Raw genomic sequence first — 22,927 nt, forward strand, 5'->3', positions numbered from 1 at the left:
GTGATAGTGTCAGTCATTGCCATAATATCCATACAGGAATTTGGCGCAGGGCTCATCCTGGTAATTATAAAAATACAGGTAATTTCCGCTGGATCTGGTATAAAAATCAGGTCTGATATCATATATGTCCCCATTCTGATCATCTGCCAGTTCCTTAAAGAGTATACCATCCCGGTATATCCTGTATTCCGGCTCCATGGGGCCTGATTCCCCCTGCCGGCTGTCCAGCCTTATATAGGCCGTGTGCTCATCCACCGGGACCACATATCTGTAAGGCAGTTCTTCCTCTGTTCTTCCCTCCATGTCAAAGTCCAGCAAAAACCTGCCGTAGGCATCATAGTAGTGCTCCGCATTTCCCTCTGTAATGCAGATAACAGGGTCTGCGCTGTCCCAGTAATAACAGGTCCGAACCTGTTCCCGGGTGACGCCATACTGTTTAAGCAGCTGCGGATGGTCCTCTGGAAAGGTTGTGACAAGATCATAGACGGAAGGCTCTCCATCCCCGTTCTGATCCCGGGTACGGCCGATCAAACGGTTTTCCCTGACGGAATAATCACTGTGCTCTCCCGTCCGGCTGTCTAACACGGAAATGACCGCGTCCCTGCTGCACTCCATAAACTGGTCTGAATCCCACATCTGCGCATGGCTCATGAACTGCAGAAGGCGCATTCTGGAATCAAACACAGCAATCCCGTTTTCCCCGTAGAGATAACTTCCCGAGGCCAGGATCACATTTCCCTCAGGGAGCGGTATGGAGGCATCAAACTCTGCTTTCCCACCGGATTCCCCAAGCTCCTGGGGCAGTTCCTTGGATGCATCCTTGATGCCCACATATCCAAGACCGTTTATCAGGGACTGTCCGTCATCACCGGTAAGCCACTCAAAGAGCTGGTATGCCTTGGAATCCTTGGGTTCATCCGCCCTTATGGCCGCATAAAAATCATTGACATAGGGATAACTGCCATCCCGTATGGTTTCACTGGAAGGCATCACGCCGTCTATGCCCATAAAGGTAAGCTCCGGCTTCTGGTACATGTTCCTGGCGTAATAATACACCGAATAGCCCAGGGCATCCCCGGTGTCATCATAGGAGGAAACCTCCTCCAAAAGCTCTCCCATTTCACTCACCACATAATCCCTGGGGGCATCCGCCATCTTTTTCCCCTTCATCACCAGCTTATCCATCATATTCTGGCTTCCTGAATCCTCAGGGCGCTGAAACGCCTGTATGGCCTTATCCCTGCCGCCCACATCTTTCCAGTTTTTTATGGTGCCGGAGTAGATATCCACCATCTGTTCCCGGGTAAGGGACCGGACCGGATTGGACTTGTTGGCCAGGAATACCAGGGCATCCCTGCCAATGGGCTTTTTGATGATCTTTACGCCGGTTTCTTTCAGCTCCTGGTCCACCCGGTCGCTGGGCTCATAGGCGATCACAAGATCCGCTCCCCATCCCTGCCCATCCCCGCCGCGGATCAGGGATATCCACGCCGCAGTGGTCTTTCCATGGGTCACGGCAGCCTCGGCTTCCTGCTCCGTGGCGCCGGTAGCCATGCGGTATATGGCCTGGGACAGGGGAAGGGTGGCCGTGGAACCATCGATCCTTGGAAATTCCTCCATGCCGATTTTGGGGATCACGCACACGGTCTTCCCCTCCTCCGCCTTCTGGAGCATCCTCAGGTTATCCCTCTCATTCTGGTTCAGGATCCCGGAGTCAAAGCTGTCAGGGTCCGTGGTGCCCTGATACCAGGACTTACCTGAAAAATACCGGTTCAGGTCATCACTCTTAAACCTGCGCCCATGCCGCGCATAAATCTCGTTCCTGGCCAAACGCAGTTCCTCTGCCGTCATCCCGGACAGTTCCTCCTGGGTGTACACATGCTCCCCGGCATGGGGAAGGAGATAGTCATCCCCCAATGTTCCCACCTGGAAAGCAGGCTCTGTTTCCCGGACTTCCCGGTCCCCAGGTTCCTTTTCCCCTGCGGATGCCCCTGTATCCTCCTGGTTCCCGGACTGGTCCTGGACTGCGGCCTCCTGGCCGATCCTGTCCCTGCCCATGCCGCAGCCGGCCGATGACAGCACAAAGGCGGCGGCGCACAGTCCCGCCACACGCCTGACATACCTGTTCCTCATACGCGCTCCTTTCCTCCCAGCGCACTGACACCTTCATTTTGGCTGAATTTCGCAGTCCGATGGAAAAACAGAAAAGGGGCAGGATAACCATCCTGCCTCCCATCCCTTTTTATTAATCATCTGCCTCTTCACTCTCAGTAATGGTAAAGGTAAATCTCTTACGTGCCATCTCATCACTGTCAAGATACTCATCATATGTGGTAATCTTGTCAATGAGCTTGCCGCTTACAATCTCCATGATACGGTTGGCTGTTGTCTGTACGATCTGGTGGTCACGGGAGGAGAATATCATCACACCCGAAAACTTGATCATGCCTCTGTTAAGGGCATCAATGGACTCCATATCCAGGTGGTCCGTAGGCTCATCCAGCAGCAGAACATTGGCGCCGGATATCATCATCTTGGACAGCATGCAGCGCACCTTCTCGCCTCCTGAAAGAACCTTGACCTTTTTCACCCCGTCTTCCCCGGCAAACAGCATACGGCCCAGGAACCCGCGGACATAGGTCACATCCTTCTCAGGAGAGTACTGTGTCAGCCACTCCACAATGGTATCGTCATTGTCAAACTCAGCGCTGTTATCCTTGGGGAAATAGGACTGGGATGTGGTAAGGCCCCACTTGTAGCTTCCCTCATCCGGCTCCATCTCTCCTGCCAGGATTTTAAACAGGACTGTCTTTGCTCTCTCATTCGGTCCCACCAGGGCCACCTTGTCCTCCCGGCCCAGGATAAAGGAAATATCATCCAGGATCTTCTCACCGTCAATGGTCTTGGAAAGATGCTCCACGGTAAGGACCTCATTGCCAATCTCACGGAACGGCCTGAAATCAATATAGGGGTACTTACGGCTGGAGGGCCTGATATTATCCAGTTCGATCTTCTCCAGAGCGCGCTTACGTGAAGTTGCCTGCTTGGACTTGGAGGCATTGGCAGAGAAGCGCTGGATGAATTCCTGCAGTTCTTTGATCTTCTCCTCCTTTTTGCGGTTGGCTTCCTTCATCTGCTTTACGATCAGCTGGCTGGACTCCACCCAGAAATCATAGTTGCCTGCGAACAGCTGGATCTTGCCATAGTCAATATCCGCGATCTGGGTACATACTTTATTTAAGAAATAACGGTCATGGGATACCACGATCACGGTGTTCTCAAAGTTGATCAGGAACTCTTCCAGCCATGCAATGGCATCCAGGTCCAAATGGTTGGTAGGCTCGTCAAGGAGCAGGATGTCCGGATTGCCGAACAATGCCTGTGCCAGAAGTACCTTTACCTTCTGTGCGCCTAACAGGGTGCCCATCTGCGCATAGTGCAGCTCTGTCTCCACGCCAAGGCCGTTTAACAGGCTCTCCGCATCGGACTCAGCTTCCCAGCCGTTCATGGTGGCGAATTCCCCCTCCAGCTCGGCTGCCTTGATGCCATCCTCATCTGTGAAATCTTCCTTCATATAGATGGCTTCTTTTTCCTTCATGATCTCATACAGTCTTGCATTTCCCATAATGACCGTATCCAGAACCGTATGCTGGTCATATTTGAAATGGTCCTGCTGCAGGAAGGAGAGACGCTGCCCCGGAGTGATGATCACATCTCCGCTGGTAGGTTCCAGCTGACCTGACAGGATCCTTAAGAATGTTGACTTTCCCGCTCCATTGGCGCCAATCAGTCCGTAACAGTTGCCCTCGGTAAATTTAATGTTTACTTCCTCAAACAATGCCTTCTTGCCCACACGAAGGGATATGTTGCTTGTGCTAATCATGTTCTTGCCCTTTCTTTACATCTGATCTTAATGCTGTACCCCTTAGGGATACGGTATTAATACTATGTCCATCAAAAGAGGGGTCATATCCGGCCCCTCTTTCACGCTGTTTACTCAATATCAGATTGTACAGGGAAAATGCTTATTTTGCAAGGGTTTTTCGCAAATTGATACATTTATTCCCTTTCTTTTGTCCGATCCGCCCAGGGGTGGATTTTAATCCCCCATAGGCTCTGTGATCCGCAGGTCCATCAGTTGGCTGAGCGGATCTCCACCGGATAATTCACACCCTGGGAATTTACATAGGTAACCCTTACCTTATCCCCGCTGTCCCCGGCCAGGGCGCCGTCCTCAATGGGGCAGTTGTCCTTGAGAAAGCTGAGCTCCTGCCCGTCATCGGTCTTCATGGAAAAACTGCTCATGGCATTGGCCGTGGTCACACCCTTCTCCGTGAGAATGCTCCACTCCTCCTGTTCAGGCAGGGCCACAACCAGGATCACATCCTTAAGCTCACCCAGAGGTTCCCCGATATATGCAATGGCGATATGAACGTCCTCTTTAATGTCAACCTCCACATCCCGGATCTCAGACTGCCTGATGTCATAGTCCTTTCCGTCATCTGCCTGAAGGGTAAATACCGAACCGTCCCCGGTCACCTTGGTGACCGTGCCCTGAAGCATGTGGTGCATCTCCTTTTGTTCCGGCTGGGCCTGGGTGGTCTCCTCCGCCTGGGTGGTGGTCTCCTGGGCCTTAGTGGTCTCCTCCTCACCGGCCGACTGGGTGGTCACTGTCTCCGCGGTTTCCACCGCCGGCTTCCTGGTGCACGCAGTGGCCAGTGCAGCCGATACTGCTATGGCCGCTGCTGCTATGATCAATGAATGTCTCTTCATAATATTTGTTCCTCCCGTCTTTATGGTATAATCTCCAGATTACTAATGAAGCTTAACACCTGCATTAAAAAATTTCAATGAAATTTCCCTTAAGCCTTTATTATTTTTCCTTTATCCGCACCGCATATCCTGCGTTTTTCTTACCACCTTCCCTGTGCGCGCCCAACATTTTTGGCAAAAATTCTCAACATTTTTGGCAAAATATTTTGGGAAAACGGGAGCCTGAAATAGTTCTCTTCAAGCTCCCGTTTTTGTCACTTATTTTGAGAATTCTGCTTTAAGAATTTCCTTCTCGCTATCCGTCAATTTCGCATAGGAGTTAATTATCTCTTCCGCACTTCCCTCTCCATTTTGAAGTCTTACTTTTATTGAATTAACGAATATTACTTTCTTCCATGCTTCCATAAAGTCAACCTCCCATTATTTGAGCAAGTGCTACTGACATGGCATCAATCAACTGCACGTTATTATCTACCTTACGTTCTAAATCACTTTTTTTCAACAGCCTTATTGTAATCAGATTATCAATTAGAGCTGGCTCTGCCGTCACCTCTTCTGAAACGGTATGGCCTTCTTCATCCACAATAGCTGACCAGCCCCCTATAGCTTCTTTAACAATATAATCATTCTGAATGTTATATGTATCTAACTTAGAATAATTCATGTACTGATTTTCGAGGATTCCCTGGTCTGACATCAAAGTAAGTGTAGAAAGCTCACTCTCTGTCTTGAAAAGTTTCAACAGGTCAATTTCCTGGGCCTGAGACTGTAATATTTGAACTTCTAGGGATGGAACATTTTGGTTCCTTATTACATTAAAAACTGGAACGGATATTCCTGTCATAGTGACCAATCTTGACATCACATTTCCTCCTCTTCTTCTGAATCATCTATACCGTTGTTATTGCAATCAGATGGTCCCCCTTTACCACTTTGATGTTTTCCCGGAAATGGTACATTTGCCGGCGCATCATACAGATATGGAGTTGGCTGCTTTTCTGCAAAATCCGGTCCTATTTCTTTCTTCTGTTTTGACATAATCTTGTCCTCCTTGTTTTTGAATAAATATTTAGACTTTGTGGTTATATAAATGATAAAAATCAGTGCATAGTATCACGCAATACGGATTTGAATTATAAAAGAGAATTTCCTAGTGCATCTTGGTTTGAAGATACAGATTATGCAAAAATACATACTGATTTTGGCGCTATCTGTACTTATGGACTATTGGTACACAGTTATGTAGTAGTTGATATTTTAAAAGATGCTAGTCCATACACATGTTTACTCAAATTCAAAAGGCAGGTAGCAGAACATACTATAGCATGGGATATAAAGCATAATGAAAAGGCTGTTTACATAGCCGTGAACGGGAATGTTAACACTAATCAAACATTAGCAGCAAATAGTCAAATCACTATGATTGGAACTTTCATGATAACATCAAAATAATCATTTATTGATTAATGGGATATGAAAAGGAAACATATCCATTCCCCGCCTGGCCTGACAAATTAATCTTCAGTTCGGTCGAATTATTATCAATGTAAACCACACCTATAGCAGCAGTTCCTATACCGTTCGAGCAGTAGCGGCTTTGTCCTATGGCAGATTTAGGCATCCCACTACAAATAAGCACGTTTTCCCTTGCAGAAGCAGATGGCGTAATAATCCGGCACCTTATGTAGCATATGCCTGATTTTACACGATAGTATATTTCACCCGTTATTTCAGAATCTATGATATCTTCAATCAGTGTGACTGCACTCATTGTTAAATCCGTATTGCGCACATCAGTATGTTAATTCATCAAAAACTCATTTTTATTCATTTTAGTTGCTGTGTACAATACGGATTTATCAGACCATGGAATTGTTAAGGCATATTCTGGGGATGCCGTCATTAATTCGGATTGGGTAAGTGCTGGAACCGTGGTATACAAAGTCCTTAACGGTACGTGTTTTGTGGATTTTGATATCACTGTAAAGCAGATTACAGCAATAAACACGCTGATTGTAAGCGGACTGCCTGAATCAACAATCGTCAGGCACGGGCGCATTACAGGCTGGGAAAACGGCGACATTTCTATGCCGTTTTACTTAAATAAAAAGGATATCATTGCAAATCCCTGTGGTGCAGGGAGGTATGCAGGATGTCTTTCCTTTTCAATTATATAGTTCGCCAACCGGTCCAACCGATTCCAGCAAGAGTATAACTTCGGACAAACAAGTTAGTATCTGACACTGCAAAAGCAACCTGAATAGCCCAGGCAAGCTCAAGAGACATACCGATAACAAAGCCATTACCAAATCCACTGACTCCCTGCTTATATGGTGTATTGAGTGTATTATTATCCCAAATTGCCATTACTACCGTCTCGCTTTTACCCTCAGTAAGGAAATTGCAGTCAGCAACTCTGCTCGCAAACCTGTTACTTAAATCCGTATTATGCCCGGAAATGCAAAAATATAGCACGCATAACAATTCTATATAATTATAACTGTGCTCAACATCCCCCATAAGCGTACTTTAAGTAAGCCTCCCATCTGGCAGGCCAAAAAAATCCTGTCAGATTTTAAGAGTTAGGATGCAGCATACATGTCGTACTCATATCTAATCTTTCCGGCACCATTTTTTGCATATATCCTGGTGGTTTCTACACTCGAATGCCCCATCAAATCACATAATGTTGGAAGCGGCATACCTTTGTTCAATGCACGCGTGGCAAATGTGTGCCTCAGCAAATGCGGAAATACCCGCTTACCCAGCCCTGCCTTTTTTGCAATCTTCCGGATAATGTTCTCCAGGGCATTCTTCTTTAATCCTTGATAAGGTGCCCTTTTTGATAGTATCACAGCCCCGCTCCTACGGTCCCCCAAATATCGTTCCAAATATTCCATCGCACGGTCATTAAAGAACACCATGCGCTCCTTCTTTCCCTTTCCTAATACTTTCCCACATCCCGCCTGAAGGTCCATATCTTCTACCCGCATACTGACCACTTCGCTGACACGACAACCACTTGCCAGGAACAGCTCCAGAACTGCATTGTCACGGATATTGGTTCCACAGGCAATACGCAGTTTCTCTACTTCACGGCTGGTCAATGCCTCCCGTATTTCTGCTACATACTTGATTGGGTCCACGGTGGACATAGGATTTTTTGAGATGTAGCCTCGTTCATGTAGAAAAGTAAAGAAGGAGCTTGCAATGCGCCGTTTGTGGTCTTTGGTGCTGGAGCTAATCTTTCTAGCCTGCTCATAATAATTAAGGCATTCCACCACATCCTCTCCCGCGATTTCCTGTACTGGCTTACCTACATAAATCAGTAAGTCCGTCAAAAAACGCTGGTATTGATTGACTGTACTAACCGAATAATTTTCAAACCTGATTTTCCCGATGAAAATATCCAATTCTGGAAAGCTGATTATGTTGGTACTCAACCCGGTTTCCCTTTTGGATATTTCGTAGTTTCGCAACACTGACGATAGTGCCCCGTCAATCACCTGCAGCGCAGGCCGGTCCAGTTCATTGGACAACCTGGCCATAAGCTCATCTTTTAACCTTACTTCATCCATTTGTTCTACCTCCATACAATAAATTTGGTATCTTTATTGTATGATAGGAGGCTTGGCAGCACCAGACTGCTTTACTGTGCGCAATACGGATTTAATTAACCCATTGCTTATAAAAACATTTACATATTCACAATCCATAACTCTTGCGCCTAATGGTGGACAGGAGATACGTATACCGATTACTGTACCAGATGGATATATGTTTCTATGTGTTACCAATGTAAAAAGCAATGGGAACGTTGCATACGCATGTTACATAGCGTCATCTTCAAACATCCTGACTTGTTTCGTGGGCAATGACCGAAATGAGCAGAAAATAATCCCGCAGGGTATTTCGGCAGATGCGCTGTTCATGAAAAAATGGTGGTGAATAATCATTTAAGCTATTGCAACTTTCCAGTCCATGAATCTTTCCAGGTACCATCAGTATCTAAAAATCGCAATGTAATACGTTTCTCGCCACTGTAGTAGAAATGTATTGCGTAGCCTGCTGCCATCGACATATTGTAATAGGAGCGAAAACCGAATGATTGGTCTGCATCATCGAAAAAAGGCTGTATTATAGCTACTTTTTCAAAGTTAAAACATGAAGCAAGTAATTTTAAATCCGTATTGAGCCCACTAATACTTTTTTGCAGCCCGTCTGTTATCTTCGTGATTTTGGGTCCCACATCCGCTGCCAGGACCTGCTGTGTGTTGACGCTGTCCAGCACATGGCACAACATGCTTTTTTCTATCATCTTGTTTGCCAGCCGCTCCAGGAATGCATCATTGTTAATCAGCTTCCCGAACAGGGCATTGTATACATCCGCGTGGACCGGGTCTGAGGTTTCCAGCTTTCTCAACTCCCGGATGAGCGCCGCCTGTTCTTCATTTATCTCAAAATTCGCCATCTTCCCTGCCTCCTAAAAGATATCGTCAAACGCAAAGGTCATCTCCTCGTCATCATCCTTGTTCTTGTCCGAACAGGTGCGTATCATCACCAGGTCACCCTCCGCATCACACAATGCCATCTCATTGATGGACGTGTTGGCCAGTTCCTCCCTGGATAAGGTACAGATATACCGGAAGTTGGTGTCCGTCACCTGCTCGATGCTGCTCAGGTCCTTCCGTAACAGCTCGTTTTTCAAGGTGTTATCATCCTCTGATGGCGTCCCGTCCGCGCCGTTCCCAAATGCCATCTGTGTGACTGCCGGCAATGCCTTGATGCCCGCCCTGGCCTTCAGTATCTTATTCTTACTCAACTTGGTTATCGTTGTACTTGCCATCAGATTTCCTCCTCTATGACTTGTGCATCCATATGTTTGGCTCCATCATTGTACGTGCTCCCATCATGGATTCTCCAGTGATGCCAGGTTGTACATGTCAGCCTTCCCTCCTCATCCTCCTCCATCCGGCTGCGTATGTGCAGGTAGGGCAGGTGGTTTCCAATCACATTGTCATGATGGATGCTTCCATCGTTGTCGTGCTCCCCGTTCAGGATGTTATTGTTATACCAGCGCATCTCCGCCCGTATCAGGATGTCATGGGGGCGGATGCATTCTTCCAGTCCTGCGTCCTGAATCCGGTACAGGAAACGGTAACGGTCCAGCCCGCTTACCTTCTTTACCCGCCGTACCTCCCGGCGGATGATATCATGGCCGAGGTCAAAGGAATCATCTATATCCCGGGACAGGATGACATAAAATTCCGCCCAGTGCTCCCGGCTGCCCTCCAGTTCATACGCCGGCACCATCTCCACATCGGTAAAGCCCAGGGACCGCACCGCCTGGAGCGTGCCCACCTCCGTCCCGCCAAGCCGGCAGGTGTCTGCATACATCATCAGCCGTACCCGGAAGTTTTCCCAGGTTTCGCCCTCATAGCGCGTCAGTTTCCGGTCCAGGCCATGCTCCGGAAGCATCCGTGGGCTGGCTGTCCTTACCATGCCTTCCTCCCGTGCCCGCCGGAGCATGGTCTTGTTTTCATCGAACAGCCGCCCGGTCACTTTGAAATAGATATACCACTGGTTCCTGGCCTTCCTTGCCTGTTTGAAGGGCGTGGACAGCAGATAATACATATATTCCCCGAATGTCTCCAGCATGGCGTCCCTCCTATGTGTTCCTTACCTTGACCGTGATACTCCCCAGCATGACCACATTCCCGGCCGGCAGCTCCACATCCACTGCGGGGGCCGTGAATACGGTCTTACGGTAGTCCGGTATGCTCTGGCGGAGCACATACCGGATATCATCCTGTAAGAATAAGTTGAAGTCCGTCCGGTTGGACAGGGACATGGCCCCCGCTATCAGGGACCGGGCCGTTTCCTCCACATCCGTCACCCCTGCCCCCTGTTTGAGGTACAGGGTGATGTCCACATCCTGATAGGTGATGGTTCCGGACTTTGCCAGGTAGTCCTCGTAATTATCCTTCAGCTGGTCCGCCGCCGCCTGGGCCTTGCGCACCAGCTCCTCGCTGGCTTCCCCCGCCGTCCCCACCACAATCACATCCACCGTTCCCTGCCCCCTTGGATGCTGGTCATCAATGTAGGCGCACATCACACCCGGGATGGCCTCCACGGCTGCCTTCAGCTTGGCCGATGTGGTATTGGTGGACAGTTCCTCCCAGCTGGACAGGGTCCGGCTGCGTAAGCCGGCTTCGCTCTCTTCATCTGCCCCCTCGGAATATATCCATCCCTGCCGGTTCGTGACCTGCGACACGCCCTCCAGGTATATCATGCTTACCCTTATCTGGTCCTCACTCACATTGTAGCGCGCTCCGGCCGCTTCCGCCTCCACCAGCACGCTGCCCTCCGCCTGGCCGGCCTGTATCACCGTATCCTCTAACGTGTAGTAGACCAGCTCATCCCCGTTGATGTCCGGGGCCGTCTTGAACATATGTCCCTTCGTCACGGTCAGGGCCTGCCCGTAATCGGACCTGACAAGGGTCACATATCCCTGGGTCCGGGTCGCCGCCTTCCGGAACTTGGAAAAGTCCGCCGCCTTCAGTTCCAGCCACCTGCCTTCCGCATGCCGCAGGAACTGGTTGTTCAGGATGGTCCGCGCCAGACGGAGCAGCTCGATGTGTATCTGCACGCAGATACGTGTCAGCCAGTAAAAGACGCCTCCGCTGCCCCACTTGGTGATGGTAAACCCTTCCGCCGCCAGCTCCTCCTTCAGCTCCTGCATCTTTGTATCGGCATCAGGGACCGGTATGATTTCATCCAGAATGCTTTCATCAATCAACGAGTTTCACCTCCGCCCCGTCCAGTTCCAGGTCCATCTGATAGGACACATCCTCATTTGCAATCTTAAATCCCACATGGATGTTCACTATGTCATCCCCCATCCGGGACACGCCAACCCCAATGCTGTGCGGGTTGATTTCATCCCGCTTCCTTAACTTTTCCGTGACCCGGTTCTTTATCTGCAGCTCCTCCAGTTCGCCTATCTCCCGGTGGCAGAAATCCAACAGCGACCATCCGTAATCGGAATCAAAAAAACATTCCCCCTCCATGGTCAGGGCCTCCAGGCGGATGTCCTGCAGGAAACAGTCCAGGCCGCCCGCCAGTGCTTCCTCTCCCGATGCCAGGGGGACCGGCTGCCCGGTATCGTCTAACATCAGGTCCGTTTCCGTCAGTATCATAAGCATCTCCCCAGGATGTACGGCCGGCACTGCCCATATAAAAGCCCGACTGCCACTACATCCCCTTTCTTCAGGACCTGCTCCGTCCTTATATAAGGAATCGCGGGAAAGGCTTCATCCGTCTCCCCGTTTTCCTTCAGCAGCCGCAGCGTCACATACGATGCCCCATCCTTCACGGTCCCTTCCATCACCTTTGCCTGGTACAGGGCCGGATGGCGTATATGCGGATAGTCTGTCCCTATGGTCTCATTCACCGTCAGTTTGACAAATTCGTCAAGAAAACCGGCCATTTTGAATCCCCTTCCTTCCAGCTAAAATGATACATACATCCTCACGCTTCCCGTTTCATCCGCCTTCACCCGGACCGAGGTCACAAGGGCCTCCCCGTCAAACTTCCGGTGTCTTATCCGGATACGCTCTCCCTGGTGAATCCACGGGACCCCGATGGTCTTGATTTCGTTACCGCCGTTCCATTGGTTGAAGGAAAGGATGTTCTTCCCTTCCTCCAGTACATAGATAAGCGTCTGCTCTTCCCCGGTCCCCCAGAAAAACCGGCCGGACCGGAAATAAAAGGATGCCTCCAGACCCCAGACCCGGCCCACCTCCTGGATAAGCTCCGCCACATTCATGCGCGGGACCGGGACCACATCCTTTTTGGGGTACATGGTATCGGACAGGCGGTAATCCGCAATCCCGGCCCTTCCAAGGCCGAACCGGATGATATCCTGCGGACAGCAGTCCAGGAAGGTCTCCTTTACGTAGGTCCGTTTCAGGAACAGTGTATCGTCCAGTATCCGGTAAGGCCCCAATGCCTGGCCGTCCGCCATGTATCCGGTTAAGAGCGTGTCATAATCCCCGTCATAGCCCAGTTCCACCTGGGCCGGGGCCATGGATGCAAGGTCCAGGAGCCCGGCATAACCGGGGTCATATTCCAAGGTGGCCCAGCTGCACTGCTCCCTCCGGCTGGAATGGCATTCCACACGGATTCCCTGCGTGAATACCTGGTCCCCAACGGTTATCCGGAACCGTGGCGTAATCAGTTTCCGTTCTGCCATGCTACCTCCTATGTATCCCGGGCCGGGCTCTCCGATGTCTTATCCTTAATCCTGGGGGCCTGGCCTCTCTGTGTGTTCAGGTATTCCTGGTAGCCGGTACTGATTCCCTGGGCCTGTGACGTCCCTGCCTTGCTGCCGGAGGATGCGTTTTTCCCGCTTCCCGCCGCCTTGGTCTGCACGGTGACCGGCAGGCACTCCCAGAATTCCAGCGCTGCCTCCCCATAACTGTTTTCCGTCTTCTTGGACAGGTCGATTCCTTTAAAATACACCAGGTTCAGACCGCAGGCTGCGGCCTGGCTGTTCACCACCGGCAGCGGTATGGCAGCCGTCTGCCCCGGCGGCTTGAACAGCAGCTGGATGGTCTGCACCATGCCCTCAACGCTTTCCCCGGCACTGGGTTCCAGCAGCAGGTCCACATTCATCTTCAGCGGTTCGTACCCATTGGGCTGGTAGCCCAGGGTCACGTTATTGTCATCCGTCACCGCGTCAATCACGGCGGCCCCGGTTATCTCCAGCTTCTTTACGAGGCCCGGGACGGCCACCCCCGCCACCAGCATGGATGTATCCTTTATGTACAGCATTCTTCCTTCCTCCCAGCCGCTTTCTATGCAGGCGTGACCGATACGTTCCCGTTGGTCTTTTCCTTGATGTCGTCAATCAGCTTGAATAAGAGCGGCAGGTCCTTCAGCCGTTCCAGGGACACATGCAGCTCCAGGCGTTGGATGACGGTCCCGCCTCCCTGCTGCCTCTGGCTCCATATGTTTCCCTGGCCGGACGGTTTCCTTTCTTCCTTCCCTCCGGTCAACAGCCTGGCAAAAGCCGCGCCTCCTTCCTGGTTTTCATCACTCAGTGCCTGGAATGCGTCCCTCGCCGTATCCGCCGGCAGGGAGGCCGTCTGGCTCATGCCGGTATGGATGGTCTCAAACACACGCCGGCCGGACAGGGTAAGCTGGGACAGGGGTCCCTCCTTCGCATCGGAAAAGGGCAGCATCTGCCGGATTCTGGACAGGGCCCCCTTCACCGCCTCCACCGGCTTGTTCACGGCGGAACGGATTCCTTCGGTAAAGGTCTCCATTATCTTGGTGCCGGACTGTTTGAACAGACCTACTGCCCCGTCCACCACACCACGGACCTTTGCCAGGCCCTGGCTCCACAGCTCCTTGATGCCGTTCATCTTTCCTCCCGTCAATGTATTCAGGAAATCAAAACCTGCCGTATAGTAGCCCTTGACGCCCTCTACCGCAGCAGCCGCAATCCCACGTATGCCCCCGCCATTCTGTTCATAGGCATTTTTCATGTTGTCCAGCTTCTGTCTGACAGTCCCGACCGCAGCCCCCATCACGTTGCCCATCACGTTCCGGACCGCCTCCATCCGGCTGCTGACAGCCCCGCGGACCCGGTTGAACACATTTGATACCGTGGAGACAATCGCGCCGCCAATGTTGAAGAAGAAGTCCTTCATGGCCTGCAGGCCCGCCCGTACTTTCTCCACACAGGCATTCCAGACGTTCTGGATGAAGGCGGATACCTTATCCCAGTTCTTCCAGAGCAGGATAAGCCCGGCCGTCAGGGCCGCAATCCCGATGACAATCCAGGTCACCGGATTGGCTAACAGGGCTGTTGTGAAGCCCCACACACTGGATATCAGGCCCGGAAGGGCCGCAGCTGCCGAAGCAATCCCCTGCCGGACCATGTTGAGCAGGCCGGCCCCCATGGCCTTGATTCCATCCGCGGCGTACATCCCGTAAATCCGCAGGGTCTCAAAGCCGCTTTTTAAGCCGCCCACCATGCCGATGGTCCGTGTTATCGCCGTCCCGAAGATGCCGATGATGGAGGTCACGCTCCCCGTCACGGTCAGGAACATCCCGAGGAACAGGACCGCGTTCAGGATGCCGGATGCAAGCCCCTGGTTCTCCGCAATCCATTCGGACGCCTTCCCCACGGCCTGCCCTGCCTTCCCAATCCAGTCATTCACGGTCGGCAGCAGGTTCACCCCCAGCTCCTCCGTCACGTTGTGTAACCGCTGTTTTAACACCGTATACTTCTGGGATTCCGTTGCGTTGATGGCCGTTGCCATCTCCTGGGCGGCGCTGCTTCCTCCTCCCAGTGCATCATACATATCCAGGATGCCCGTCTGCAGTTCGCCTGTCTTCCCGTACAGGAGGTCGATGACGGCCACCGCCTCGTCCGAGCCGAAGGCCTCTTTTATCTTTTTCTTCTCCACCGCATCAATGGTATCCCCATACTTGCTTTTCAGGATTCCCAGGATTTCCGGCAGGCTCCTGAGCTGCTTGTCAGCGTCCAGGAAGTTGAGCCCCAGCTTCTCACCCGCCCCGGTGGCGGCATTTAATAACGCCTTATATTTGGTGGCTGCCTCGCTGCCCGACATGGTGGCCTGCAGCATGCCCAGCACGGACAGCTGCTCCTCCAACGGCACATTGGCCGATGTGGCGGTCCCTCCCAGGGCGCTGATGGCCGAGGCCATCTCCGAGCCGCTGGTCTTATACGCCTTGACAGCGGTCGCAATACCGCCCGCAAACATCTCCCCGAATTCCAGGTCTGACAGTTCTGAGTAATACCCTTTATAAATGCCATACCCGGTCGCAAACAGGGAGGTCATCTCCCCGGTCGTGGACTTGGTGGCCTTGGCCGTCAGGCCGGCCAGCTCCGTGAACTGCGCCACCCCTTCGTCCGTCAGGGACGCGATGCCCGATTTGATGTCATAGGCGGCTGTGATGAAATCAGCCTTTGTGGTCCCGGCCCAGGTGTCTGAAAACTGTCTGGCCGCATCCTCCACCGCTTTCAGGTCTGTGATTCCCAGCGACTTAAGCTCTGCCAGGGCATCCTGGGTCTCGAAGGTGGAACCGGCAATCTTCATCATCCCGTTTGTGATTCCCACGCCCGCCGCCGTCATCCCACCTCCGGCCAGGGCCGCCATCCCAAAACCGGACTGCAGGCCCGACAGGCGGGAACCCAGGTTCTGGGACGCCCTCCCCATGGGGGCGGTCAGCTGGTCCACCATGTTCAGTACCACGCTCAGCTTATAAACAGATTCCATCCCCATGGTTCGTTCCTCCTTGTGTCACGGGCTCGCTTATGTTATGATGATGGTATAAAGATGTGTTTGGAAAGGAGGCGCTTGTATGTTCCATGGGCTCTGGCTCATAATGGCACTCATACTGGCCGTCAGCCTGTCACTGTACCTTGTGGTCATGGCCGTCCTTGTCACCGCATATCTCCTGTTCTGTGGTCCCTATCTGTGGTGGGCCTGTGCCCATCTCCCCAAGGACAGGCGGCCCTTCTCCATGGGACGGGATTTCCACAACGCATGGCGTTTTTACCGCTCCAGGCTGACAGGCAAGCCCCCGGTCTTTCTATGACTGGGGCTTTTTTATTCCTGGAACAGGTTTCCCAGTGCCCGGGTGAATCCCTGTTCCAGGTCATCCTGCCGCCAGCGGCGTGCGCACCTGGCCAGGCCCGCCAGACGGATGAAGTCATCCGCGTCCATCCCGTCCAGTTCTCCCGGTATCATGCCGGAAGGCAGGTACATATGGATGAGCAGCCGGCTGGTCCCCACGAAGTCCGCCTCCAGTTCCCCCTGCGCATCCTCTATAACTTTTTTACTGCGGTCGCCTTTGACAGGCCAAGCATGGCCAGCAGCTTCTCCCCAACCGACAATGCCATGGCCGGGTACTCCTTAAAGTCCGCCTCCAGCGTCTCCCGCTGGTCCGGATGGATGTTATCCAGGCAGAATGCCGTCAGGGCCTTGCTGTTTGAGGTCTGGACCGTCTTTAAGTACCGGTCGTAGGATGGGGTTTTGGGTTTACGGAAGAAATAGGTCTTGTCCTCCTCCGTCTCGTCATCCACCTGGAGGGTGACGGTCACCTCGTAATACTTCTCATCCGTCCCCTTTAGCTGCTCTCTCAGTTCCTTTGCTTCCATTTCTTTCTCCTCTTTCTTATAATTAGAAATTCACGCCGTTTAACTTCCCGCCACGGCAGGCAAAACCGTCCAGGGATACCGTGTTCTCCTTATCCCCCTGCTTTGCGGAAAAGCTGTGCTTGTTAAGGATGACCTTGTTTAAGACATCCGTCACCGTATCCTGGTCCTCATTGGCATAGGATACGGTTATCTTGTCAAGCAGCAGGCGGGACAGGGTCTTTCCCTTCCGTTTGCACCAGGCTAACAGCACGTTGTAATCCTCACGCCCCATGACCACCTTCACCGTATTCTTCTTGTTTCCGGTCCCATAGCCGCATGGTGCGCCTCCCCTGCGGTAAATGAGCTCCGCTTCCTGCTCAAAGTCATAGGATATCTCCGTGATGGCGATTTCCTCCAGCCCCGGGACATTGATGGTGATGTCCTCCCAGCTGTATACCTTTCCGTTGACCATTTCCCAGTCCCTCCTAATTCCTGTATGGGTTCTCCATGGCCAGGCTGAACCGGAATTCCCGGACATACCCCCTCGGCACAAAGGATATCACCAGGTCCAGGCGCTCATCCTGCAGGATGTTCACATGCTCCAGGTCCTCAATGGACACGGAACCGCTTGACAGTTCCCCGGCCTCCGCCATGTCTTCCAGGGGGATGTTCAGGGTCTCCAGGATGTTGTTGATATCCGTCTCCATGTCATCGGAGGCGCTGATATCCATCTGCACCATGTTGACAGCCCGCTTGTAGATTTCCCGTATCATCTTGTTCAGTACGCGCACATGCTCCGCATACCGGTAATCGCTGCCCTCGCGGCACAGCACACGCGCGTTGTTTACATAGCATCCGTCAATGCCGTAGTACTTACGCCAGGTCAGGTAGCCGGCGTCATCCAGCTCGCTGATATGGTCCTCAATGCCCTCCGGCATGAGCCGGGTCATCTTGGCCTCCGAGATGGAAAAGGTATCCACGCGGCCTATGGACTGGGCCACGCCGGCTATCCCGTACAGCCCCGCCACAATCCCGGCGTTGTTGATGCACTGCTCCCGGCCGTCCCAGCGTGTGTACTGGGACCAGGCGCTGCACACCTGGACGTAATAGCTGTCTATCCCCTTGGCCTCCGCCTTCAGCGCGGCGGTATATTCATCCAGGCTTTCCTCCGCCCCTTTATTACGTGCCTCACACAGGAAGAACACAGGGCGTCTGTACAGGGACAGGAACAGTTCCGCACTGGCAGCCAGGGAGGCCCAGAGTGCTTTCGCGGATGTCCCGGCCACATGGATGAACTCAAAGTCCAGGTCACTGTTATACAGGCTTTCCACCGCCTTTAGGACCGCGCTGTTGCTCACGGCCGGGGCCGTGGTTGAAAACCGGTAGGTATCCCCTGCCTTGAATTCTTCCGCAAATGTAAGGGTGATTCCGGTACCGGCAAGCTCCTTCTTCCCGCTGAGCGGGATGGTCTCCTCCGCTTCGTAGCTGTATCCGCCATTGACGGAGCAGCAGAAGGCTGCCGTATTGGGCGGTCCGTCCTCCGTTATCTTCAGGATGATATCATATGCGTTGTTCGGTGTCCCGCTTACGCTTACGGTCCCTCCCCCCGTCCCGCTGTGGGCAACCTCCCCGTTGGTACCTGCGGTCTCCGGACGGACCGGCACGCAGTAAATCCGGGATGCCCCGTTCTCAACGCTGTCAATGCAGGCGTCCGCCAGGGGGCTGAGCCCCAGCTTTTCCTTCATCTGCTCCGGTTTCATGCTCCCTGTAATCAGGATGGGGACCGTTGTCTCAACCGGGGAAGCCCCAATCTTTACGTGGACCCCGGTCCCGGTGCTTCCGGAATTGCCCAGGCTCCCGTCCTCCACAACAAATGTCACGTCCCTCAAGCTCATCTTGTTCCTCCCGTTCCTGCCATGGGTCCCTCCTTAAATGCAGTGACGGCTTCCAGGTATTCCTGCTCCGTCACCTGTTTCCCGGGCCTCCAGCCCTTCAGGCACAGGGTGCCGGCGTAGACGGCCGGACCCGTGCCGTGCACGTTGTACCAGTGTTCTATGGTCTCATGGACAGGCACAGCCGGTTCTGCTGCGGTCTCCGCGCCCGTCCCCTTTTCTTCCTTTGCCATTGCCTTTTTCCTTTCCCTTTCTCAGGCCGGCCGGATTCCTCCGACCGATGCCGCTTTCTTTTTGTCATCCCGGTAAATGCCCCCGTGGAAGGTGACCGGTATCTGGCATGCGATGTTGGCCTTCAGGATGCTGTCCTCCTTATCGACCCACTCCACCTCTCCCAGTTCAATGTCCACATAGTTTCCATCCAGACGGATTCCTTGTCCCAGCGCTTCTAAGAACGCCAGGAAGATGGCCTCACAGGCCTCCTCCGAATATTCCCCGATGACCACCTTGAAGCGGGTGTCCACGGCATAGACCTTGGTCCGCACGCACCGAACCCCGTTTTGGTCTTCATAGTTGCGTTTTGAGCCGTCTCGCGTGATGGTCTGGCCTTCCCGCAGCACCGCTCCCACATGGCTGTCCGTCTTCAGCTGCAGCCGTTTCCAGGTGGTAATCACTTCATTTTTGATTCCTGCCTTTTCAAGGCATTCCTTCAGGTATTCCTTTTCCCGTCTCATCAGGCCCTCCTGACTGCGTATTCCACTTCGCTTCGGATTTCCTGCAGGTCCTCATCTGAAATCCCTAAAAATGGCCTTGCAGGGATATGGATGGTCACCCTCTTTGCCGTGACCCACACACCCTTGTACCGGAACCTCAGGTACTTTGCCTTCTTGGCCCGGATGGTCCTCTCATCCCCGTACTGGTGCGTGGCCGCGTAAATGGTATTGGTCCCCACCGCCGCTCCGGTGGAATCCGCGATGGCCCGGATGGACTGCTTCAGGCGGGTGGTCTGGGTCAGCGTGATGCCCTGTCCCTCCTGTTCCCGCAGGGAGACAGGCCAGGGCTTCCCCTCCGGGCTTTTCCTGCTCCGGAACCGGTCCATGGTGGTGGACCGCAGCCCCTCCGCCACGTCCTTCATCAGTGCGGACCGGTTTATGCCCGACAGGCCCGCCAGCTTTTTCTGGAGCTCCGGGAAATCCCCGGACAGGGTTGTGGTCATCCGCATCTTAAAGCCCCCTCATGGTTGCCCTGGAAAACAGCCTTGGGCTGGATGATATCCGGAATCCCTCCGCTGCTGCTTTTGACGGGTCCGTGCCTTCCTTCACGATGTCGGTCTCACCTTTTGCCACCTTTGTTAAGAACGCGATGGCGTTCTTATACCGCGTCAGGTAGTTGTTCTCCCGTTCCCCTTCATCGATTCCCGCCCGTGAAATCAGGTTATAGACCGCGATGTCCTTTGAGTACTTCCGGATGACCGCCGGCACGGGGGACATGGGGACCGGGTACCGCTTCATCAGGTACCCGTCTATCTCCGCATCTGCATCCCCTATAGCCTCACGGGCCAGGGGTTCCAGCATCTCCCGGCGTTTTTCCGGGTCCTCAATGTACCGGTCGCCGATAATAGGGTTCATGGCATCCTCTTTCAGCATGTCCATGACGTCCCCCGCTTCACAGTATGCCATGTCTGTCTCCTTCTCTTCCCTTAGCTTGATTCCCCTGTGCTGCCATAAGCCATCTGCCAGAAACCGTAGCCTACGTTATTGCGCCCGTCCGCGCCGTACAGAAATTCGTCCCGCATGAATACATTGTCATCATTATCCGCCGTCTTACTGACCAGCTTTATCTTCTTGCGCTCCTGGTAGATGATGGGTTTCAGGGACCTCCTGGTGCACAGGAGATACCACGCGTCCTCCTGGGCTGCCAGTTCCGGCTCCACCAGAAGTTTTGCTGTCCCCTTGTACACATTGGAGCTGCCGTTTATGAACTCCGCTTCCAGTATCTGCCGTCCCATCTCCTCATTGGCCGGGGATACCACTAACAGGTCCGGCACCAGGCCCAGGCTCTTGCCCTTGTCCCCCACCAGGCTCATGATGGCGGTACGTCCCGCCTTGTAGGCCTCCATGGATAACTTCCTGGTGCCCAGGTTGGATACCTTTTTCTTTTCTACCGGGTGGTCCGCACTGAAAAAGGGCTTACCATCATAACACGCGTTTTTAAACCCGGCCATGAGTGCACCGTAGCACTGTTCATTGGGATGACGTGCTGCACACTCGCCAAGGTTCTGGAACATCGGGTTGTATACGCCGTAGGTATCATCCTCAATGTCATCCCGCGGGACCGCAATGGTCATCTCAAACTTCTTGTTCTTGATGACATAATCATAGGCACTCAGGTTCTGGATTTCACGGTCCCCAATCCATTCCCGCATCTGCGGCATCTGCCCCAGCCAGTTATAGGACTGGTCCCGGGTGGTGCTGGGTACTGTGGTTGCTATCTGCTGGTAGGTCGTTGGCGTTTCCGCCAGGGCCTTGTTGAAAATCACGCTGTATCCGATGGACATGCTCCGGATGTTCGCCTGGTTAATAATCATGGCTGTTTCCTCCTCATTCTTATGCTTGCTTACTCCGCGGCCGGCATGGCCGGCTGGTTGAACCACACCGTCACCCCGTCCGCTTCTACCGCCAGCACCGTTCCGGCCGGGCTGCTTCCCGTGGAGGCCATGCTGATGGTGACCGCATCCTCCAGATAGCAGGTCCTTAAGATATCCGTTGCCTTTGCCTGGCTCCCCGGGGTGGCGGAATTCTCCATCACGAATGCCCCGCGGCGCACCTTCACCCGGATGTCCCCGGCCTCCCCGTTCCGGTTATCCGCCGGCTCCAGGGCCACCCCGGCCACCGTGAGGTTGGCCGCCTTCGAGGCCGGCACCGCATATCCGTCCGTCCCAAGGGCCACCATGGTGGCCTCCGTGATGGCCGCGCCGGCTGCCACCGGCAGCACCAGCGTATTAGGGTCTAACTTCTCATTCCCCGTCCGTATCATCTTCCATACCTCCATACTTCTTTAAATCCTCCTCGGTCACGCCCTGGTTCTTTAAAATCCTCCAGTCAACCCCGTCCTGTTTCCGTTCATCCGCCGCAAAGGCGGTCTTTCCCATGGGGACCACCACCGGGGCCTTCTCCACAAATTTGGCAAAGCCCTTGGGGTCGGACAGGGCGTACGCGACCGCCCATTCCTTCTGGGCCGGGGACAGCTTCCCATCCTTCATGGCCAGGCCCACCAGTTCCTCCGCTTTCTGGCTGGCCGCCTGCTTTTCAAGCTCCGCCACCCGCCGCTGCAGGGCAGAGTCACCGGCCTTGAATGCCATGATTCTTGCCGTCACATCCTCTGTCCTTGCATCTTCCGGAAGGCCTAACAGGTCCAGCACGGTCTTGTTGGCTACCAGCTGTGTCCCTTCCTTTGCCGGGCCCTCCTTTCCTTCCTGGCCCCCCTGTCCTTCCTCCGCTGCCTGCTGTGTAAGCTCCTTAATCCGCTTCAGGACGTCCTCTTCTGCCGTCCCTTCCTCCAGCCCCAGAAGTTCAATCAGTGCACTTAATTCCATTCTTGGTTCCTCCTCTTCCTCAATGCTCAATGCATCGGAATTTATGATTGCAAACATACCGGTGATGGCCGGGGTATTGGTCAGCGCCGCGCTGTGGAACACCGCCGCGTGCTGGTCTGCCTTTTTAACCAGTACCACCGGGGACAGGTAGCGGTATTCCTTGTTGGCGATATACTCCCGCCCCTTTTGGGTCCACTCCACCCGGGCCATCAGGGCATCCTCACCCGGATACAGGTCCTTTATCCAGCCGGCCGCCGGGGCCTGCACGTCACTCAGGGTCTGGTGCTCATAATCAATCACCAGGTCCAGCCGGCGTGCCTTGAACTGCCGGATGATTCCGGCAATATCCCGGTCATCCACCTCAAAGTCTCCCTTTGTGCTGCTCACATGCCCTTTGGGCAGCACCCGGATGACCTCCGGCACCCCGCTCAGGTCGATTCCCGACAGGGGCCGGACCGTTAATTCTGTCTTCTTCATCCCATGCGCCTTTCT

General features: G+C 53.4%; 30 protein-coding genes. 3 read left to right on the top strand and 27 right to left on the bottom strand.

What is annotated here, in order from left to right; translation table 11 throughout:
- Positions 1–9: 9 nt before the first annotated feature.
- From ABID13_RS08785 to ABID13_RS08810, 6 genes are all read right to left on the bottom strand, one after another.
- Positions 10–2,133 (bottom strand): substrate-binding domain-containing protein, encoded by a 2,124-nt coding sequence (locus ABID13_RS08785; protein ID WP_048929111.1) that lies wholly within the window; start codon positions 2,131–2,133, stop codon positions 10–12.
- Positions 2,134–2,245: 112 nt separating this feature from the next.
- Positions 2,246–3,883 carry an ABC-F family ATP-binding cassette domain-containing protein gene (locus tag ABID13_RS08790; RefSeq protein ID WP_048929112.1) on the bottom strand — a complete coding sequence of 546 codons (1,638 nt, stop codon included), beginning with the start codon at positions 3,881–3,883 and terminating at the stop codon, positions 2,246–2,248.
- A 251-nt stretch (positions 3,884–4,134) separates the two neighbouring features.
- A complete protein-coding gene (locus ABID13_RS08795; RefSeq protein WP_048929113.1) occupies positions 4,135–4,773 on the bottom strand; it encodes a hypothetical protein in 639 nt (212 codons plus the stop codon).
- A 258-nt stretch (positions 4,774–5,031) separates the two neighbouring features.
- Entirely contained in the window at positions 5,032–5,178 is a 147-nt protein-coding gene (locus tag ABID13_RS08800; protein ID WP_002593045.1) for a hypothetical protein, read from the bottom strand.
- Positions 5,179–5,182: 4 nt separating this feature from the next.
- Positions 5,183–5,635, bottom strand: a complete 453-nt coding sequence (locus tag ABID13_RS08805; protein WP_002595063.1) for a hypothetical protein — start codon at positions 5,633–5,635, stop codon at positions 5,183–5,185.
- A complete protein-coding gene (locus tag ABID13_RS08810; RefSeq protein ID WP_002593043.1) occupies positions 5,635–5,811 on the bottom strand; it encodes a hypothetical protein in 177 nt (58 codons plus the stop codon). The genes ABID13_RS08805 and ABID13_RS08810 overlap by 1 nt, the downstream gene beginning before the upstream one ends.
- Before the next feature lie 90 nt (positions 5,812–5,901).
- Between ABID13_RS08810 and ABID13_RS08815 the strand changes: the two genes are divergently transcribed.
- Complete coding sequence (locus ABID13_RS08815; RefSeq protein WP_227138288.1) at positions 5,902–6,225, top strand: hypothetical protein; 324 nt, start codon at positions 5,902–5,904, stop codon at positions 6,223–6,225.
- Between the two features lie 512 nt (positions 6,226–6,737).
- On the top strand, positions 6,738–6,950 hold the full coding sequence (locus tag ABID13_RS08820) for a hypothetical protein (protein ID WP_157045611.1): 213 nt from the start codon (positions 6,738–6,740) through the stop codon (positions 6,948–6,950).
- A 405-nt stretch (positions 6,951–7,355) separates the two neighbouring features.
- On the opposite strand, the gene ABID13_RS08825 is transcribed toward ABID13_RS08820, so the two are convergent.
- The 10 genes from ABID13_RS08825 to ABID13_RS08870 all read right to left on the bottom strand — a co-directional run bounded on the left by ABID13_RS08825 (position 7,356) and on the right by ABID13_RS08870 (position 16,091).
- Positions 7,356–8,351: a tyrosine-type recombinase/integrase gene (locus ABID13_RS08825; RefSeq protein WP_002593041.1), complete on the bottom strand. Its 996-nt coding sequence runs from the start codon at positions 8,349–8,351 to the stop codon at positions 7,356–7,358.
- 383 nt (positions 8,352–8,734) lie between these two features.
- Positions 8,735–9,244, bottom strand: a complete 510-nt coding sequence (locus tag ABID13_RS08830) for a hypothetical protein (protein WP_235845120.1) — start codon at positions 9,242–9,244, stop codon at positions 8,735–8,737.
- Between the two features lie 12 nt (positions 9,245–9,256).
- Positions 9,257–9,619, bottom strand: a complete 363-nt coding sequence (locus ABID13_RS08835) for a phage tail-collar fiber domain-containing protein (protein ID WP_002593039.1) — start codon at positions 9,617–9,619, stop codon at positions 9,257–9,259.
- The gene (locus ABID13_RS08840) at positions 9,619–10,431 is read right to left on the bottom strand and encodes a hypothetical protein (protein WP_002593038.1); all 813 of its coding nucleotides are present in this window, start codon (positions 10,429–10,431) and stop codon (positions 9,619–9,621) included. The genes ABID13_RS08835 and ABID13_RS08840 overlap by 1 nt, the downstream gene beginning before the upstream one ends.
- A 10-nt stretch (positions 10,432–10,441) precedes the next feature.
- The gene (locus ABID13_RS08845; RefSeq protein ID WP_002593037.1) at positions 10,442–11,572 is read right to left on the bottom strand and encodes a baseplate J/gp47 family protein; all 1,131 of its coding nucleotides are present in this window, start codon (positions 11,570–11,572) and stop codon (positions 10,442–10,444) included.
- Complete coding sequence (locus tag ABID13_RS08850) at positions 11,565–11,972, bottom strand: hypothetical protein (protein WP_002593036.1); 408 nt, start codon at positions 11,970–11,972, stop codon at positions 11,565–11,567. The genes ABID13_RS08845 and ABID13_RS08850 overlap by 8 nt, the downstream gene beginning before the upstream one ends.
- Positions 11,969–12,262 carry a hypothetical protein gene (locus ABID13_RS08855; protein ID WP_007868010.1) on the bottom strand — a complete coding sequence of 98 codons (294 nt, stop codon included), beginning with the start codon at positions 12,260–12,262 and terminating at the stop codon, positions 11,969–11,971. The genes ABID13_RS08850 and ABID13_RS08855 overlap by 4 nt, the downstream gene beginning before the upstream one ends.
- A gap of 21 nt (positions 12,263–12,283) precedes the next feature.
- Entirely contained in the window at positions 12,284–13,027 is a 744-nt protein-coding gene (locus tag ABID13_RS08860; protein ID WP_002593035.1) for a hypothetical protein, read from the bottom strand.
- 8 nt (positions 13,028–13,035) lie between these two features.
- Positions 13,036–13,608: a hypothetical protein gene (locus tag ABID13_RS08865; RefSeq protein WP_002593034.1), complete on the bottom strand. Its 573-nt coding sequence runs from the start codon at positions 13,606–13,608 to the stop codon at positions 13,036–13,038.
- Positions 13,609–13,631: 23 nt separating this feature from the next.
- Complete coding sequence (locus ABID13_RS08870; RefSeq protein ID WP_007868014.1) at positions 13,632–16,091, bottom strand: phage tail tape measure protein; 2,460 nt, start codon at positions 16,089–16,091, stop codon at positions 13,632–13,634.
- Positions 16,092–16,170: 79 nt separating this feature from the next.
- On the opposite strand from ABID13_RS08870, the gene ABID13_RS08875 reads away from it, so the two are divergent.
- Positions 16,171–16,407: a hypothetical protein gene (locus ABID13_RS08875; protein ID WP_002572712.1), complete on the top strand. Its 237-nt coding sequence runs from the start codon at positions 16,171–16,173 to the stop codon at positions 16,405–16,407.
- An 11-nt stretch (positions 16,408–16,418) separates the two neighbouring features.
- Here the strand turns inward: ABID13_RS08875 and ABID13_RS08880 are convergent, their stop codons facing one another.
- Genes ABID13_RS08880 through ABID13_RS08930 form a run of 11 tightly spaced genes read right to left on the bottom strand, consistent with a single transcriptional unit; the run spans position 16,419 to position 22,912 of the window.
- Complete coding sequence (locus ABID13_RS08880; protein ID WP_002593032.1) at positions 16,419–16,604, bottom strand: hypothetical protein; 186 nt, start codon at positions 16,602–16,604, stop codon at positions 16,419–16,421.
- Between the two features lie 32 nt (positions 16,605–16,636).
- Positions 16,637–16,969, bottom strand: a complete 333-nt coding sequence (locus ABID13_RS08885; RefSeq protein WP_002593031.1) for a DUF6848 family protein — start codon at positions 16,967–16,969, stop codon at positions 16,637–16,639.
- Between the two features lie 22 nt (positions 16,970–16,991).
- Entirely contained in the window at positions 16,992–17,420 is a 429-nt protein-coding gene (locus ABID13_RS08890) for a hypothetical protein (RefSeq protein WP_002584815.1), read from the bottom strand.
- Positions 17,421–17,433: 13 nt separating this feature from the next.
- The gene (locus tag ABID13_RS08895; RefSeq protein WP_002593030.1) at positions 17,434–18,843 is read right to left on the bottom strand and encodes a DUF2586 domain-containing protein; all 1,410 of its coding nucleotides are present in this window, start codon (positions 18,841–18,843) and stop codon (positions 17,434–17,436) included.
- Positions 18,840–19,073: a hypothetical protein gene (locus tag ABID13_RS08900; protein WP_002594543.1), complete on the bottom strand. Its 234-nt coding sequence runs from the start codon at positions 19,071–19,073 to the stop codon at positions 18,840–18,842. The genes ABID13_RS08895 and ABID13_RS08900 overlap by 4 nt, the downstream gene beginning before the upstream one ends.
- Before the next feature lie 21 nt (positions 19,074–19,094).
- Positions 19,095–19,574 (bottom strand): hypothetical protein, encoded by a 480-nt coding sequence (locus ABID13_RS08905; RefSeq protein WP_002594542.1) that lies wholly within the window; start codon positions 19,572–19,574, stop codon positions 19,095–19,097.
- Positions 19,574–20,062, bottom strand: coding sequence for a phage virion morphogenesis protein (locus ABID13_RS08910; protein WP_002594541.1), 489 nt, complete (start codon positions 20,060–20,062; stop codon positions 19,574–19,576). The genes ABID13_RS08905 and ABID13_RS08910 overlap by 1 nt, the downstream gene beginning before the upstream one ends.
- 1 nt (position 20,063) lies before the next feature.
- Positions 20,064–20,519 carry a gp436 family protein gene (locus ABID13_RS08915; RefSeq protein ID WP_008718591.1) on the bottom strand — a complete coding sequence of 152 codons (456 nt, stop codon included), beginning with the start codon at positions 20,517–20,519 and terminating at the stop codon, positions 20,064–20,066.
- A 20-nt stretch (positions 20,520–20,539) separates the two neighbouring features.
- The gene (locus ABID13_RS08920) at positions 20,540–21,427 is read right to left on the bottom strand and encodes a Mu-like prophage major head subunit gpT family protein (protein ID WP_002594540.1); all 888 of its coding nucleotides are present in this window, start codon (positions 21,425–21,427) and stop codon (positions 20,540–20,542) included.
- 29 nt (positions 21,428–21,456) lie between these two features.
- Positions 21,457–21,876, bottom strand: a complete 420-nt coding sequence (locus ABID13_RS08925; RefSeq protein ID WP_008718592.1) for a hypothetical protein — start codon at positions 21,874–21,876, stop codon at positions 21,457–21,459.
- On the bottom strand, positions 21,857–22,912 hold the full coding sequence (locus ABID13_RS08930) for a phage protease (protein WP_002594538.1): 1,056 nt from the start codon (positions 22,910–22,912) through the stop codon (positions 21,857–21,859). Before ABID13_RS08930 ends, ABID13_RS08925 begins: the two co-directional genes overlap by 20 nt.
- Positions 22,913–22,927 lie beyond the last annotated feature (15 nt).

The sequence above is a fragment of the Enterocloster citroniae genome (assembly GCF_040545455.1).
GTDB classification, from domain to species: domain Bacteria; phylum Bacillota; class Clostridia; order Lachnospirales; family Lachnospiraceae; genus Enterocloster; species Enterocloster citroniae.